The sequence below is a fragment of the Runella sp. SP2 genome, from assembly GCF_003711225.1.
In the GTDB taxonomy this organism is placed as follows: domain Bacteria; phylum Bacteroidota; class Bacteroidia; order Cytophagales; family Spirosomataceae; genus Runella.
In genome coordinates this window covers 2,692,907-2,709,603 of record NZ_CP031030.1, presented here as the reverse complement: position 1 = coordinate 2,709,603, position 16,697 = coordinate 2,692,907, and the positions used below count along the sequence as shown (strand labels likewise).

Genomic DNA, 16,697 nt, shown 5'->3' with positions numbered 1-16,697 from the left:
TGAACCATATAAGACACATAAGAACATATAAGTTTTTCTTATAATCCCTTATATGTCTTATATGGTTCAAATTTACATGCTAAGGCGTTACCCGAAACCAATCAAAATCAGCATATCCTGAATCGTTGATTTGGGTGGTACGGGTGCAGAAAATGCCCATTTTGGTTCCAATCCACAGACCGACTTCGGCCGTAAAAACTCCGCTGCAATCGGTGAAACGCTCGCCATCTGTACTGTAACTAAATTGGCACTTTCCCCCTTGGCTGACTTTAACGCGCAAGTAAACAGGTTTCCCTTTCTCCACCGTACCTATGACCGTTTCTTCTTCGAGAGCTTTATCAGAGGCTTTTTTACAAACGGTATATATTAGTGAAACCTCCCCATTTTTCGAGGACTTTAGCCCGACACTCGCGTAGCTTTTACCCATAATAATAAGCCCCGTTTTTTCATTTTCTAGTTTTGAATTGGGGCTAAAAGTGAGTTTGGTGGTTGCGGTAAAGTTTTCGGCGGGAAATTTCTGCATAAGAAGATTAGGGACGTCCCAGAAGTTTTTGGCGTCGTCGGGGATTTTGTCGGAATAAAGTCTCAGAAAACCAAGATTACTTGTCGTGTGCCAAGTGCTTTTAGGGTTGGCCTGCCACTGCCATTGAAGCCCAAGCTGAATCGTGTTAAATTCGTCGGATTCGGGGGGAGTGATGACAGGGTGAGTTTTACCAACATTGGGTTTTTTATACGAAACTACGGGTTCACCGTTGCCGTCGCCGTCTTTATCAGTCCCAATTACGGGCCAATCGTTGGTCCATTTCATGGGTTGGAGGTGAACTACGCGACCATACACTCCTTTGTCCTGAAAATGCAAAAACCAATGTTCGCCCGATGGTGTATCCACCCAAGCGCCTTGGTGTGGGCCGTTGATGGGGGTATTTCCTTGCGACATTACCACTTTTCGTTCGTAAGGCCCATAGATGTTTTTAGAACGAAGCACCAGTTGCCAACCCGTTGCTACACCGCCTGCGGGAGCAAAAAGGTAATAATAGCCGTTGCGTTTGTACATTTTAGGGCCTTCAACGGTGGGGTCTTTTTCGTGACCATCATAGACAATCACACCTTCATCGAGCACCGCCGTTCCTTCAGGGTTCATTTTTTTGATGGTCAGAATGCTTTTGATGCCCGCGCGACTACCTGCCCAACCGTGTGCTAAATAAGCTTGTCCGTCTTCGTCCCAAAACGGGCAAGGATCAATTAAGCCTTTGCCTCCTTCGACCAATACGGGTGCTGACCAAGGCCCCGTTGGATTTTTGGCTTTGGTCAAATAAATCCCAAAATCTGGGTCGGGATAGTAAATGTAAAATTCGCCTTTGTGGTGCCGAATGGCAGGTGCCCAAACGCCATTTCCGTGTTGCGTCTTTGAAAAATGGTCGAATGGAGGCTGTCGCTTGAGGGCATGACTAATGAGTTTCCAATTGACTAAATCGTTGGAATGAAGAATGGGTAAGCCTGGTACGGCATCAAAACTAGAGGCAATCATGTAAAAATCATTGCCCACTCGACAGGCATCAGGGTCAGAATAATCTGCGTGGAGAACGGGATTTTTGTAAGTTCCATTGCCAAGGTCAGATACCCATACGTTGGATATATTTGGTTGCTGGGCTTGGGCAACAAAGATGACGGAACTGAGCAATGCGCTCAAGGTATTTTTTAAATTCATATTGTCGGATTTAATTTGAGTGAAGACTAGGTTGCACTGTGGCAGGGGTTTCTCAAAACCCCGCTCCAGAGCAAGCTTGAGTGGAGGTTTTGAGAAACCTCCAGCACTGTGGCAGGGTTTCTCAGAATTCCGCCTCCAGAGCAAGCTTGAGTAGAGGTTTTGAGAAACCTCCAGCACTGTGGCAGGGTTTCTCAGAATTCCGCCTCCAGAGCAAGCTTGAGTGGAGGTTTTGAGAAACCTCCAGCACTGTGGCAGGTTTTGAGAAACCTCCCGCACGGTTACTTCCACCATTTTCCAGTTGAGTCGTTGCCCGATAGAATTTTATCTAAGGTATATTTTTTCAGGTCTTTGGTAGAAAGCTGTTTGCTCCATTTGACTCGGTTTTCGGTTTTTCCGCCCTCGCCAGTTGACGCGTATTCGGCGTATAAAGTCGTTTTTTCATTTTCTGGATTTCGCCAATTGTCCCAACCTTCGGGGGTGATATGATTCCCCATTTCGGTGCGGATAAATAGGGTTTGGGAATAAGGTCGCCAAGGTCTGCCCAAATATACTTTTTTGGCTTCGGGCGCTGCGGTGAGTTTACAGTCGAAAAAGACAAACCCAAAAGGTTGGTAAGGGGGTGTTGCCGCAGCCGTAATAAACGAATTGGTAAGGCTATGAATGGTACATTTATCGAAAATGGCAATTGATTTTCCGAAAATAAAATCGGTCGTTCCTTCAATGTAGCAGTTCTGGTAGTACTGACGGCTACCTTCGCGGGCGGAAAAAAGGGTATCTTGGTTCCCTCTTAAAACACAGTTTTTGCACACAAAACGGTCGCCTTCTACGTGTAAAGCAACTGCTTGCCCCACGCGCCCTGCCGTGTTTTGAATGGTTAGGTTTTCAATAATGACATCAGGAGCATCTACCAAGACAACAAAGGAAGTATAGGTACTAAACTTGTCTTTTCCTGTGGCGTCTTTGCTTCCATTGGGATATGATTTACCCGAATAATCATTGCCTGTAATCACAACGCCTTCTTTGCTCTCACCAATGAGGTGAATATTGGGTTTCCAAGCTGGAATGACGAGCTTTTCGTTGTACACCCCATTTTTGATGTACAACGTAACGCGTACCTGGGAGTGGTCACGAAAGTTATTGACGGCTTCTTGGATGGTTTTGTAATCACCGCTACCGTCTTGGGCTACCACAAATTTGGTGGGATAGGTGGGCGGCGGTGGGGTAGTAGATTGGGCAAAAATAAAATGCGTGCAAAGGCAGAGGCAAAAAAGTAAGTATCGAAACATGGACGTTATTTATTGGTAAAAATCAGTTCTTTTTCAGATGCACCCTCTAAAAACTCCGCCTTGGTTTTGGTGTTTTTAAACTCAGTATTCTTAACGCTGATGTTTTGGGTGCGTTTGCCGTTGATGGAAAACAATACGTCCGAATTTTGAGCATATTGAATACCGTCGAACGTTAATAAGCTACTGTTTAAGACGGAGATAACAGGTTTGGTTTTAACCGATTCGAGTTGCGCGTTTTTGATAGAAATCCCTTTGGCATCTACCAATTCAGCCCCGACTTGGGTTTGGAGCGTTAGGTTTTCCATTTGAATATCTTCAATGGGCATTTCGGGAAGACCACGGACAAAAATGCCTTTCTCTGCACCGTTACACACAATATTCTCGAATTTCATGTGGCGGAAAATCGGCGTACCTTCGTTGACTTCAGGGCGTTCGTCGCGGGGACTATCGGTCGCAAATTTGACAAAATAGTACATATCAAAAAAAATAGCTTCTTGGGCGATATTTTTCATGAAAATGTTTTTGGCATAAATATGCTCTACGACCCCGCCACGACCCCGTACCGATTTGAATCGCAGCCCTTTATCCGTACCCATAAACGTACAATCATGTACAAATAAGTAGCGAGCGCCGCCGCTCATTTCGCTACCTACCACAAACCCACCGTGTCCGTTATAGACCGTATTGTAGCGAATAATACCATTTTCGGTGGGTATTCCGCGCTTACGTCCTTCTTCGTCTTTGCCCGATTTGATACAAATGGCGTCGTCGCCTACGTCGAGGGTGCAGCCTTCGATGAGGAAGTTTTTACAAGATTCGATGTCCATGCCGTCGCCATTGTGTGCATATTCGGGGTTTTTAACGAACAGATTCCGCAAGGTTAAATCTTGGCACATCAACGGATGCAAGCACCACGCAGGCGAGTTTTGGAAGGTAACTCCTTCCAGCAAGACTTTTTTGCAATTGGTCAAAACCACTAAATTCGGACGCAAAAAGTCCTTCATGTCCATAAAATCGTTGAGCGATTTGCCAGGTACTAACAACATACTTTTGTTGCCCACGCTGGCTTGCTTAAATTGCTCGCTTGGATACCACGTTTTGCCGTCGTCTTTCAACACGCCTCCCGAAGCCACTTTCTCTTTCCATTGGCTTTCAGTGAGTTGACTTTTGTTGACAGCGCGCCAAACATCGCCGTTGCCATCCACAATTCCTTGCCCCGTAATGGCCACGTTTTCGAGGTTTTTGCCCGAAATCGGGGATTGATTTCGCGCGGCACTTTTGCCTTCATACACGCCTTCAACGATGGCGTACTGCGTTTTGTCGGTGGTGAAAAGTAACGTAGCTGTTTTTTTTAGGTGCAGATTTACGTTGCTTTTGAGAACAACAGGGCCCGTGAGCCAAAGCCCTGGAGGTACCAATACGACGCCGCCACCTTTTTTGCTACACTCCTCAATTGCGGTGTTGATGGCTTGCGTATTAAGCGTCATGCCGTCGGGCTTTGCGCCAAAACGGGTGATGTTAATGGTATCCTTACGAAAGACAGGTTGGGCAACTTTTGGTAGATTTTTCCAACTATAGGGTGTGGTGGATTGCGCCAAAAGCGCAGAAGAAGCAAATGCTAACAGGGTAGCGACAGAAAAAAAATGTAGTGGTTTCATTCGATGTAAAAAAACAGGTACCGAGGGTGTCGATACCTGTTTTGGCTTGTTATTGATAACCTTTGTTTTGGGCAAACTCAGTTTTGTTGGTCACGGCGTCCAATTGCGTTTGAGGAATTGGACGTACAGTATGGTGCTCTTGCAAGTTGATGGCGTTGTCAGGTGCGTAGGCTTTGATACGTTCTATCAACTTACCTGTTCTTTTCAAATCGAACCATCTGATTTGCTCGCCCGCCAGTTCACGAGCTCTTTCATCGAGGATGAAATCAAGCGTTACCTGCGCAGGAGTAATTTGCATCGCCGCCGTTTTACCCGTTTTGGCCGCTCGCGTCCGAACGATGTTGATTAAATCGGCGGCAGCTTTGGTATCGCCTAGTTTCATTTGGGCTTCGGCAGCAATCAGATATACTTCGGCCAACCGAATCACAAACACATCACGGGCACTTTGGGCTTCGTTAAGGCTAGGGCGGGTGGCATCCATGAATTTAGCAAGTGTTGGATAACGCAGGTTGTCTTTTACCAAGCCATTGGTGTTATAAATTTTGCTGCGGTCGTAGGTTTGGTATTTACGGGTTTTTTCAAAGGCATCCGCAACTTCTTTTCGCGTACAAACCACGGCAGTGTCGCCAATGGCCATTCCAGCAGGGCGAGAGGTGGCATTGGCGTACCAAACTTCCATAAATGACCCTTCGTAGCGGGCGTCGTTGTCACTGTACAAATCCAACAAAAACTGCGTAGGCATGTATCGGTTGAACGGTCGTCCGTTGGTCACATCTCGTATCATGCCTGGGCGGTCATCGTATTTCATCAAGAAAAGTAAGTGCCCATTGTTACTTCCACGACCATGCCCGTAAGGGTTGGATGTGGAGTTAGCTAAATCGTTGATGGCCAAATTGGTAGAGTAATCAATGGCGTGGATTACTTCTTTGTTTTTGAGGTTCGTCATTTTCCATAAATCAGCGTAGTTAGCTTCCAATTTATAGGTGTTAGAGCTAATCACTGCTTGGGCCATTTCGAGGGCTTCTTTGTTCATCCCACGGGTCAAGTACATCCGAGCCAAAAATGCTTGCGCTGCGCCTTTGGTAGCGCGGCCGTATTGGGCTTGGGTGACGGGTAAGTTGGCCACGGCAAATTTCAAATCTTCAAAAATCAAGGCATAAAACTTATCCACGGGCGTACGATTGGCAGTGGCGACAATGCCATTAGTTTCTTCGGTTGTGAAATGAACATCGCCCCACGTCTCGACAATATGCCAGTAGTAAAATGCCCTTAAAAAACGAAGTTCACCTTCCCTAACAGGACGGAGGGTGGTGGATAAACCTGCTTTGTTGATTCGATTTATACCACCATTGCAAAGGTTGACGGCGGCATAAAGCTCTCTCCAAAGGTTAGTGAGGGCGGCATTATTACTTTGAAGGTTGAGGTATTGGGTCAAATCACGATACACTTCCCCCGCGCCAGACGTCCAAATATCAGTACCTGTTTCGGCGATATTGTATCCTTCTTCTTTACCATACCACCAGCGTTGGTAGGAATAAGCGGCATTGACCAACGTTTCAAAGCCTTCGGGTGTGGTAAAAACGGTTTCGGCGGTTTGGCCGCTGGGGTTGTATTCTTCGAGAATGGTTTCGCAAGAAGCAAACGTCAGCAAAAATACCCCAAGAATACCTGTTCTTTTGATGTATGATTTCATAATGATTAAATGTCAGTGGGGTTAGAAATTGGCGTTAAGTCCGATGATGAACAGCTTAGTCATAGGAAAGTTTTCAGAACCACCGCGCTCGGGGTCATAGTCTAACTTGGTAAAAGTATAGAGGTTTTTGCCCGTGGCATACACTCGCATTCCTTTGATAATTTTTCCTTTGAATACGTTGGCAGGAAGGTTATACCCCAACGATACATTACGAATGCGGGCAAATGACCCGTTTTGGTAACCCAAAGTTGAAAGGTACTTTAAGCCTCCATTTTTGTTGGGTCTTGGGTAGGCATTGGTGGGATTTTCGGGTGTCCAGTAGTCTAATCCAGCCGTACTATTGCCAACGCCTTGGGCGTCAAAACGAGCGTAACGGTCGGCGTTGATCATCTGACCAATACGCGCAAAAATGAAGAAGTTCAAGTCAAAATTTTTGAATTTGAGCGTATTATCAAGACCGCCGCTCCAGCGTGGACGAGGATTCCCCAAAATCACACGGTCGTTGACAGCATCAATTTTGCCGTCACCGTTTTGGTCTTTCACTTTGATTTCGCCTGGCAGCTGAGTTGGCAACATTTTTGCCGCTTGGTCGGCCTCTGATGATTGCCAAATACCCGTTTTTTCGTAGTCATAATAAACGTTGATGGGATAACCAATAAACCAGCCGTTGCCAATGTCATTGCCCCCAGTAACCAATTCTACAATTTCTTCTCTGTTTTTTGAGAAGGTGATGTTGCTATTCCACGTAAAATTGTCGGTACGGATGTTGGTTGTTCCAATGGCTAGTTCTACGCCACGGTTGCGGGTTTTACCAATGTTTTGCTTGACGGTCGTTACCCCTGTCGTAGGAGGTAAACCTCTGTTGAGCAATAAATCGGTGGTACGGGTGTCATAAAAATCAAGAAAAGCTTGAACGCGCCCGTTGAACAAACCAACGTCAAGACCCACGTTTTTGGTATCAGACAGCTCCCAGGCTAATTCAGTATTTCCGACAATTCGAGAGAAAGTATAGGCGGGAACGGCAATGTCGTTGAAACCAAATGCCACACGAGCAAGCGTTGTCTGGGTAGCATACGGGCCAGAAGGGTCATTCCCTGCTATTCCATAACTTACCCGAAGTTTTAGGTCGCTTAAACCCTTGATACGCTGCATAAACGATTCTTCAATGATTCGCCACGCAAATGCTGCCGAAGGGAAAAACGTCCATTTGTTGCCTGGTGCCAACTTAGACGAACCATCTTTACGGGCTGTAAGGGTCAACAAATAGCGGTCGCGGAAGCCATAATTGAGGCGACCTGCGTACGAAAGCAGGTTGTTTTTAGAATACTCAGAATTGATTTTGATTTCTTCGGAAGCACTTCCTAACGAATAAAACAATTGAGTTGATAATAATTGGTTGACCCCTGAGGCCGAAACATTGTCCGATGAGTTTCCTAAATAACTCGCTACCCCTGTGACGGTAAGTGCATGTTGGCCAGTTGTTCGTTGATAAGTAACAACGTTTTCCCAGTTAACGGTTTTTCCATTGCTGGCGGTGTAGCTTGCGAGCGATTTGCCCGTGAGCGAGCGGTCGATGGACTGAGGCGATGCGTAAGAACCATTGCGGCTGAAGCTTAAATTGACTCCTAACGTGCTTCGGATTGTCAAACCTTTGATAGGTGTAAATTCCAAAAATCCGTTGGTTAAGGAGCGCGTCGTGAGTACTGAATTTGTGAAAACGTTGGGTTGTTCATCTGCCAATGGATTGGCCGTTTGCCCGTCAAGCATGAGAAAGTTAAAGTTGCCATTGTTATCATACAATGAGCCCAACGGACTGATTTTGTTGGCTTGGTTGAGGGGGTCGCGGCGGACGCTCTGGTCATAATAGGTCAATTGACTCTGAAGGCCAATTTTCATCCAATCGTTGATGGTATAGTCCACGTTGAGGCGACCCGTATAACGTTTGATTTCGTCGAGCTTTAAGATGCCTTTTTCGTTGAAGAAGTCCACGGAGATGTATGATTTCAGGCGGTCGTTGCCTGCACGTACCCCCAATTGGTAGTTTTGTTGCAGACCTTTATGAATCAATGCATCTTGGTAGTCGGTCCAAATGCCTTTTTGGAGGGCGTCGTATTCGGCCACGTTGGTAAAGATGGCGGGGTCGTCGGTGGGGCTATTCCATACCCCTGCGGCACGCCATGCTTCTCTTTTTAGGTCGCGAAAGCCGTTGATGTCCATCGCTTTAGGGTACATCGTTACTTGCGAAATTCCTGAATAGGTATTGAACGAAATATCAGGTTTGCCTGATTTACCTTTTTTTGTTGTAATCAAAATAACCCCATTAGCGCCACGCGAGCCGTAAATGGCAATCGAGGAAGCATCTTTCAGCACGTCCATTGTTTCGATGTCGTTGGCATTGATGTCTTCAAGGTTGCCGTATTGGACGCCATCCACGATGATTAGTGGAGCATTGTTTCCGCCAATCGAACGGTTTCCACGAATACGAATGCTAACGCCCGCGCCTGCTTGTCCGCTGTTACGGGTAATATCAGCGCCTGCAATTTTACCCTGGGCGGCTTCCAACACGTTGGCGGTGGGTACTTCTTTAAGTTGTTCACTCTTGAGCTGTACAACTGAGCCAGTTAGGTCGCGTTTTTTGACCGCTCCGTAGCCGATAACAACGACTTCTTCGAGGGCGTTTAAGTCTGGCACGAGTGAAATACTGAGGGTGGTTTTATTGCCAACGGCTACATCCTGGCTTTGATAGCCAACAAAAGAAAGGGTCAGGACCACGTTGTCGCTTTCTGGCAGCGCCAGTTGGAATGCTCCTTTTGCATCAGTTGATGTCCCACGGGTGGTTCCTTTGATGACTACGTTAACCCCTGGCAGGGGGACATTTTTTTCGTCTTTCACAAGCCCAGATACCGTACGGTCGAGTTGAGGGGTTGAAAGTGTGGGAGTTGTGCTGAGTTCTTCGGGTTCAATCACAACTTGGCCATTGAGGTAGCGGTAACTGAGGTGCAACGGCTTGAGAAGCTCATGAAGTGATTCTTCAAGGGTTTTGTGCGTGATAGAAATGGTGACGTTGCGTTCTGAACCAATTACTTTTGAGCTATAGACAAAACGAGCATTGGTTTGTTTCTCAATTTGAGTTAGGACATGTTTAAGTTTTTGTTCTTCGACTTTTAACGTCACCGAACGATGCATCATTTCTTGCGTATAGCCGTCATATGTAAAGCTCATACCCACGCAAGAAAGAAGTAAAATGAAGGGAATAAGGGATAGTTTCATAAGCCGCAGAAACGTTTTGGAGCGCCAGCATTGCTTGAAGCTTATTAGAATAAAATTGTTTTTTTTCATACCTTTAAGGTGTTTTGTTGGTGGAAAAATCAGCAAAAACACTTCCTGTCGGGATAGGATTCGCGGTCTGACTCCGAAGGAAATGAGTGCAAAAGCACCAGTTTGTGTTGGAAGCACGGCTGGTGTTTTTTATTGAAGCGGGTTACTCGATTTGTGGAAATAAGCGCATAGTGATAAAAAAGATTAAGAGGTTTGAAAATGTTGTTAGGTGGTGAGTGGAAAAGGATTATTGACAGCCTTTTCCGCTCAAAAGAATAATGGTTCCTTGGACTTCGTACTGGGCTTTTAACGCAGCACAAATCAAGTCGAGTTGGTTAAAGAGGGGTTGATTGGACAAATCTGCGGTGAGTAAACAGTTGTTTTGTTGCTCGTTTTCTACCACAATGTCTATGCCGTAGGCCAGTTCTAATCGCCTAATAACCTCCGATAGGGGCGTGTCGTCAAACTGAAAGGTCAATGCTTGTTTTTCTGACTTGGGCGTCTCAAGTAAGGTTGGTTTTTCGACCAGTCCCGTCACAAAATGCTTTTGTTCATCATAGTAAGTCGCAGCCTGATTTGGACTAAGCACAACGCCATTGGCGACGGGGCTGCGTTTTTCGGTTGATTGCCCATACACTGCGACCCTTCCTGTGACTACTTCTACGCGTATGTGTTTGGTATGGGTGTCGGTACGAACAAAAAAGCTTGTGCCCAATACTTTGGCAATGACGCGGTCGGTATGTACATAAAATGGCCGCGATGGCGATTTTTGAATGTCAAAAAAAGCATCGCCGTTCAGATAAACGGTTCGAGTGTGTTCCTCAAAATGCTTGGGAAAACGTAGGGTGCTTTTGGGGGAAAGTTGCACTTTGCTACCATCTTCCAAACGTATAAGCAGGGGCGAAGTAGAGGTATTGGTACGGTATAACCAATCGCTGTAAACGACGCTATCGGTTGGTGCTTTTTTGTTCCATGGCATAACAACCCACCAAGTAGCTACCAGCAACAGTGACGCTGCAATGCCAAGCCAGCCGAATGAGATGCGCTTGTGGAGGGGCTGGACGTTGTCAATCGACTCTTCTACCTCCATTTTAGACTGAATTTGCTCCCACAGGCGCGCTTCCAGTTCATCGGTATCCATGTTTTTTTCCAACTCACCTGTTTCGGCCTCTAGTAATCCGTACCAGTGCTCAACAAACGACTTTTCTTCGGCGGTACACTCTCCTCGGAGGTATTTCTGCAAGAGTTGCCTAAAACTCTTTCGGCTCATAAATGTAGTGCTGTGGTTTCAACTTATAAGTCAATGAAAACACTACGAGACCGCAAATGTTTTTATTAATTCTACGATAAATACAATAATTAATCAAAAAAGAGGAAAAGAATCTTGATAAATTACTATAGGAAGAAATTGAAAAAAAGGAGTGTAGGAAGATAATCGCGCAGATAATAACGTAGCGATTTGAGCGCTTGACTAAGGTGATATTCTACAGTACGCTCAGGAACTTTTAACTTACTTGAAATCTCTTTGATAGTATGGTATTCCAAGCGGTTCATTTGGAAAATTCGACGTGTTTTTTCGGGCAAGTCGTTGAGTTGCTGTTCCACGACGTGTATCAATTCGTCCAACTCAAGTTGTTCTTCTGTAATAGAGCTAGTTTCCGAATAGTGAAATTGCGCGTATTCAGCGAATTTTTCTTGTACTAAATTTGATTTAATGTGATTAATAACTGCGTACCGAGCCGCCGTAAAAAGATAAGCATCGAGGCGCTCGATTTGTAGGGTACTTCGGCGTTCCCAAAGTTTAAGGAAGATGTCTTGCACAAGTTCTTCGGTGACGGCGGTATCTTTAAGCTTTTGCGTGGCAAGACCAAATAGTTTTTTCCAATAACGCAGATAAATTTCACGAAAGGCTTTTTCATCTCCTGTTCGGAGATAAACTAGGAGCATTTCGTCGGTTAGTGATTTATAATTCACCTGACTTTATTGGTAAAAAAGGGTGGAAATTTTAAAGGGTTGAAACCATTGACGAGGGTTTCTGTCTATCCGAAGTTTGGGTATTTAATTGAACATAACAAATAAATAGTTGGCTTTTTTTATGCAATCGTTGTCGGGAACGTTGCCAGAAGATAGCGCAAAGGCAAAATTTTGGCGGAAAACGACACAGGTTAACCTAAGGGAAAGGTAGTTTTAAGGATATTACAACCACCCCCTTCGTCGAAAATAAACCAAAAGTCCAACGGCCAACACGGCCATGCCACCAAGGGTATAAAAATAGCCGTTGGGTTGGCGAAGCTCGGGCATGTGGTCGAAATTCATGCCGTAAATCCCCGCAATGAACGTAAGTGGCATAAAAACCGCCGAGTAAATAGTCAGGGTCTTCATCACGCTGTTCATCCGCGAACTGAGGGTCGAATAATGAATGTCAATTAACCCCGTAAGTAATTCACGGTTTGAGTCGATGGAATCGATGACGTTGGTGATGTGGTCGTGCACATCCCGAAAATAAGGAATCGTACCTTTTTGAATAAGTTTTGAGTTTTCGCGCAAACCTTGGCTCAGCATATCGCGCAGCGGCCACACGTACTTTCGTATCAGCGTAAGTTGGCGTTTTAGATTGTACAGTTGTTCAATTGGGTCTTTGTGTTTACTTGCCAAAATCAGCCCTTCCAATTCTTCGAGTTGCTCGCTCATTTTCTCCAGAATTTCAAGGTAATTATCGACAATAAGATCAACGAGTGAAAACAGCAAATAATCGGCACCGTTTCGTCGCGTTTTTCCCACCGAAGCTTTGATGCGTTCCAAAACGGGGGCGAAAATATCATTGGTACGTTTTTCCTGAAACGAAATTAAGTAATTGGCCCCCAGCAGAAAGCTGACGTGTTCGGCATCGATGCTCAGTTCTTTGTCGTCCCAGTACAGCATTTTTAGGGAAATAAACACGTAAGAGTCGTTGTAGAACTCAATTTTGGGCTTCTGGCGTGTATTCATGATGTCTTCCAACAGCAGCGGATGGATGTGATGAATCTGCCCGACGGCTTCAATTACCTCGGGTTCGTGAATTCCGTCCACGTCGAGCCAACTGATGTAGGAAGCATCGGCGGCAATTTGGCAATCAGCTACCTTGTCAATGGTACGTTCCTTATGGTATTTTTCATTGTATTCAACCATCGTAATGGTCGTATCTTTGACGACCGTAGGGCCGACATATACCAACGTGCCAGGCGAAAGACCAACCTTAGAAGAAGACATAATTTTTATTGAATGAAATGTAAGACTTTCTCCACGTCTTCGGGGGTATCGATGCAATGACTTTCGTAGGTCGTAAGCCCCATTTTGATTTTGAAGCCGTTTTGCAACCAACGAAGTTGCTCCAATGATTCGGCTTTTTCGAGCGGCGACACGGGCAAACGGGTGATTTTCTCCAAAATATCAGCGCGGTAGGCATACATTCCCACTTGTCGGTAGTAGGTATGATTTTTGTGCCACTCTTGCGGGTCAATTCCTTTTAAATAAGGGATGACTTGACGGCTAAAATAGATGGCTTCGAATTGCTCGTTGATAATCACTTTCGCTTCCCCAATATCAAATAATAACTCTGCATCGGTCACAGGAATCATTTGAGAAGCTAATTCCACGGAACCATCCAGCATTGTCCCAAGTTCGTCGATTTGCTCTGGAGCCACAAAAGGTTCATCACCTTGAATATTGATGATGTATAGCCCCCTCCCAGCCTCCCCCGATGGGGGAGGAGTTAATTGTTCCCCCATTGGGGGCCAGGGGGCTTGAATGGCTTCCCAGCACCGATCTGTGCCACTTGGGTGGTCGGGATGAGTCATAACAGCCTTACCACCAAAGGATTCTACGTGTTCCAAGATGCGAGCATCGTCGGTTGCGACGATTACGTCGGTGAGGCATTTTGCTTTTGAAGCTTGCTCATACACCCGTTGAATCATCGTTTTTCCTTTGATGTCGATGAGGGGTTTTCCTGGGTAGCGCGTTGAGCCATAACGCGCGGGTATAATTCCAATAATCATAATCAATAGTTTTTCGTCGCTAAATACACTAATTTTGCGGAAAATTCACAGTACAAACGATTATGACCGAATACAATCACCGCGAAATCGAAAAAAAATGGCAGAAGTTTTGGGAGGAAAACCAAACTTACAGGACTGAAATCGACCCAAGTAAGCCTAAGTATTATGTCCTCGACATGTTTCCGTATCCTTCGGGAGCGGGTCTGCACGTAGGGCACCCACTGGGCTACATTGCTTCTGACATTATTTCGCGATATAAAAGACTCAAAGGGTTCAATGTGTTGCACCCAATGGGTTTTGATAGCTTTGGATTGCCCGCCGAGCAGTACGCGATTCAAACGGGGCAACACCCAGCCATCACGACCGAGCAAAATATCAATACGTTCATTTCTCAGCTAAAAAATATTGGGTTTAGCTACGATTGGAGCCGTAAGATTCGTACTTCCGACCCTAATTATTACAAGTGGACGCAGTGGATTTTTATGCAGTTGTTTAACCACTACTACGACCGTACGGCCGACAAGGCATTGCCAATTAGCCATTTGGTGGAGCAATTTGCGCAAGGTGGTTCGGCAGCGGTGAATGCCGTTTGCGACGAGGACGTAACGGAATTTAGTGCGGAAGAGTGGAACGCCATGAGCGAAAAAGAACAGCAATTGGTGTTGTTGAAATACCGCTTTACGTTTCCCGAAGAATCGTTTGTGAACTGGTGCCCAGGCTTAGGAACGGTGCTTTCAAACGACGAAGTGAAAGACGGGGTATCGGAACGTGGTGGTTTTCCTGTGGAGCGTAAATTGATGAAACAGTGGGCGATGCGCATCACTGCCTATGCCGACCGTTTGTTAAATGGGCTAGATACAATCGACTGGCCTGAACCATTAAAAGAACAACAACGCAACTGGATTGGCCGCTCACAAGGGGCATCGGTAAAGTTTGCCGTTGAGGGTCAGGATAAATTGATTGAAGTATTTACGACTCGCGTCGATACTATTTACGGCGTTAGTTTCATGGTGTTAGCCCCTGAGCACGAATGGGCGACAGAACTAACAACCGTTGCCCAAAAAGCCGACGTAGAAGCTTACATCAAGTGGGCAGCCAGCCGCAGCGAAGTGGATCGTATGGCCGAAAAGAAAGTGTCAGGCGTGTTCACGGGAAGTTACTGTATCAATCCGTTCAGCGGTGAAAAAGTACCTATTTATTTGGCCGATTATGTTTTGGCTGGATACGGGACGGGTGCCGTCATGGGGGTTCCCTCGGGCGATCAGCGCGACTGGAACTTTGCAACGAATTTCGGTTTGCCCATTATCCCGATTTTGGATACCCAAAAAGACACTGACCAACAGGCCGATAATACCAAAGAAGGACACTACATCAACTCGGGTATCATCAACGGCATGACTTACCAAGAAGCGACTGACACACTTATCAAGTGGTTGGAAGAACGTAAATTGGGTAAGGGTAAGGTACAATACCGCTTGCGCAATGCCGTGTTTAGTCGCCAGCGTTATTGGGGCGAACCTGTACCTGCTTATTTCAAAGACGGTGTTCCTTACTTGATTGATGAGGCAGATTTGCCATTAGAATTGCCCAAAATTGACAAATACCTTCCCACCGAAACGGGAGAACCGCCACTAGGCCGCGCGGAAGGATGGAAATATAGCCCCCCTGCCCCCAATGGGGGAGTCAACTCAGAAGCCCCCATTGGGGGTTGGGGGCTGGAACTCAGCACCATGCCAGGTTGGGCGGGCTCGTCGTGGTATTGGTACCGCTACATGGATCCTCAAAACAACGAGGCATTTGCTTCTAAAGAGGCCATCGACTACTGGCAGCGCATCGACTTCTACTTGGGTGGCTCCGAACACGCTACGGGGCACTTGTTGTACAGCCGTTTTTGGAACAAGTTCTTGAAAGACTTGGGCTTGGTTCCTCACGAAGAATTTGCGGCGAAGTTGGTGAACCAAGGAATGATTCAGGGACGAAGTAATTTTGTGTATCGATTGAAGTCAAGTGATAACGCAAAACCCGTTTTTGTAAGCTTTGGCTTGAAAGACCAGTATGAGACAACCAAATTGCACGTTGATGTAAATATGGTAGAAAACGATGTTTTGGATACGGAAGCCTTCAAAAATTGGCGAGAAGATTTTGCCAATGCGGAGTTTATTTTGGAGGATGGCAAATACGTTTGCGGCTGGGAAGTAGAAAAAATGTCAAAATCGAAGTACAACGTCGTAAACCCTGACACGATTGTTGACAAATACGGTGCTGATACATTGCGGATGTACGAAATGTTTTTGGGGCCATTGACCGACGCCAAACCGTGGAATACCAACGGCATTAGCGGAACGTCGAACTTCTTGCGTAAATTTTGGCGCTTGTTCTTTGAAGACCAAACAGGTAAATCAAAATTGGTGGATGCCGAACCTACGGCCGACGAATTGAAGGTATTGCACCGCACCATCAAGCGCGTGGAGGAAGACATTGAGCGTTATTCGTTCAACACAGTTGTTTCTACGTTCATGATTGGGGTCAACGAATTGAGCGATTTGAAGTGCCACAAAAAAGCCATCTTGAAAGAAATGGTCATTTTGTTGTCGCCGTATGCGCCTCACATCACCGAAGAACTTTGGACGGCATTAGGCAACGAAGCAGGAACATTGACCACCGCTCCATTCCCTGTGTTTGAGCCTAAGTATTTGGTAGAAAGTTCGTTTGAGTATCCTATCCAAATCAATGGTAAAGTTCGCGCTAACCTCGCTTTCCCTGTCGATATGTCAAAAGAAGACATCGAACAAAGTGTATTGGCCAACGATACGGTTCAAAAATGGTTGGAAGGCAAAGCGCCTAAAAAAGTGGTAGTCGTTCCAAAACGGATTGTAAACGTCGTTTTGTAATCATATAAAACATCCCGAAAGTTTTAAACTTTGCTGTACGTCTTAAAGTTAAGTATTTATAGCGGCAAGAAGTTAAGTACTTTTGTTTTTTGATATACGCTCATACAAG

Annotated in this window: 10 protein-coding genes; 1 reads left to right on the top strand and 9 read right to left on the bottom strand. The window is 45.7% G+C overall.

From position 1 onward, the window contains the following. Positions 1–79 precede the first annotated feature (79 nt). The 9 genes from DTQ70_RS11380 to kdsB form a co-directional block, all read right to left on the bottom strand. On the bottom strand, positions 80–1,708 hold the full coding sequence (locus DTQ70_RS11380) for a glycoside hydrolase 43 family protein (RefSeq protein WP_122930910.1): 1,629 nt from the start codon (positions 1,706–1,708) through the stop codon (positions 80–82). A gap of 278 nt (positions 1,709–1,986) precedes the next feature. Further along, complete coding sequence (locus DTQ70_RS11375; protein ID WP_122930909.1) at positions 1,987–2,994, bottom strand: pectinesterase family protein; 1,008 nt, start codon at positions 2,992–2,994, stop codon at positions 1,987–1,989. 5 nt (positions 2,995–2,999) lie between these two features. Beyond that, on the bottom strand, positions 3,000–4,652 hold the full coding sequence (locus tag DTQ70_RS11370) for a glycoside hydrolase family 28 protein (protein ID WP_122930908.1): 1,653 nt from the start codon (positions 4,650–4,652) through the stop codon (positions 3,000–3,002). A gap of 49 nt (positions 4,653–4,701) precedes the next feature. Beyond that, complete coding sequence (locus DTQ70_RS11365; protein ID WP_122930907.1) at positions 4,702–6,345, bottom strand: RagB/SusD family nutrient uptake outer membrane protein; 1,644 nt, start codon at positions 6,343–6,345, stop codon at positions 4,702–4,704. Between the two features lie 21 nt (positions 6,346–6,366). Next, the gene (locus DTQ70_RS11360) at positions 6,367–9,615 is read right to left on the bottom strand and encodes a TonB-dependent receptor (RefSeq protein ID WP_122934370.1); all 3,249 of its coding nucleotides are present in this window, start codon (positions 9,613–9,615) and stop codon (positions 6,367–6,369) included. A gap of 295 nt (positions 9,616–9,910) precedes the next feature. Next, entirely contained in the window at positions 9,911–10,933 is a 1,023-nt protein-coding gene (locus DTQ70_RS11355) for a FecR family protein (protein WP_122930906.1), read from the bottom strand. 125 nt (positions 10,934–11,058) lie between these two features. Then, complete coding sequence (locus tag DTQ70_RS11350; RefSeq protein WP_122930905.1) at positions 11,059–11,637, bottom strand: RNA polymerase sigma-70 factor; 579 nt, start codon at positions 11,635–11,637, stop codon at positions 11,059–11,061. Positions 11,638–11,859: 222 nt separating this feature from the next. Beyond that, positions 11,860–12,912, bottom strand: coding sequence for a magnesium/cobalt transporter CorA (gene corA / locus DTQ70_RS11345; protein WP_122930904.1), 1,053 nt, complete (start codon positions 12,910–12,912; stop codon positions 11,860–11,862). 5 nt (positions 12,913–12,917) lie between these two features. Beyond that, a complete protein-coding gene (gene kdsB, locus DTQ70_RS11340; RefSeq protein ID WP_122930903.1) occupies positions 12,918–13,697 on the bottom strand; it encodes a 3-deoxy-manno-octulosonate cytidylyltransferase in 780 nt (259 codons plus the stop codon). 62 nt (positions 13,698–13,759) lie between these two features. Here kdsB and leuS point away from each other — a divergent pair, with 62 nt between their 5' ends. Continuing rightward, positions 13,760–16,588, top strand: coding sequence for a leucine--tRNA ligase (leuS, locus tag DTQ70_RS11335; protein ID WP_122930902.1), 2,829 nt, complete (start codon positions 13,760–13,762; stop codon positions 16,586–16,588). The last annotated feature ends 109 nt before the right edge of the window (positions 16,589–16,697 follow it).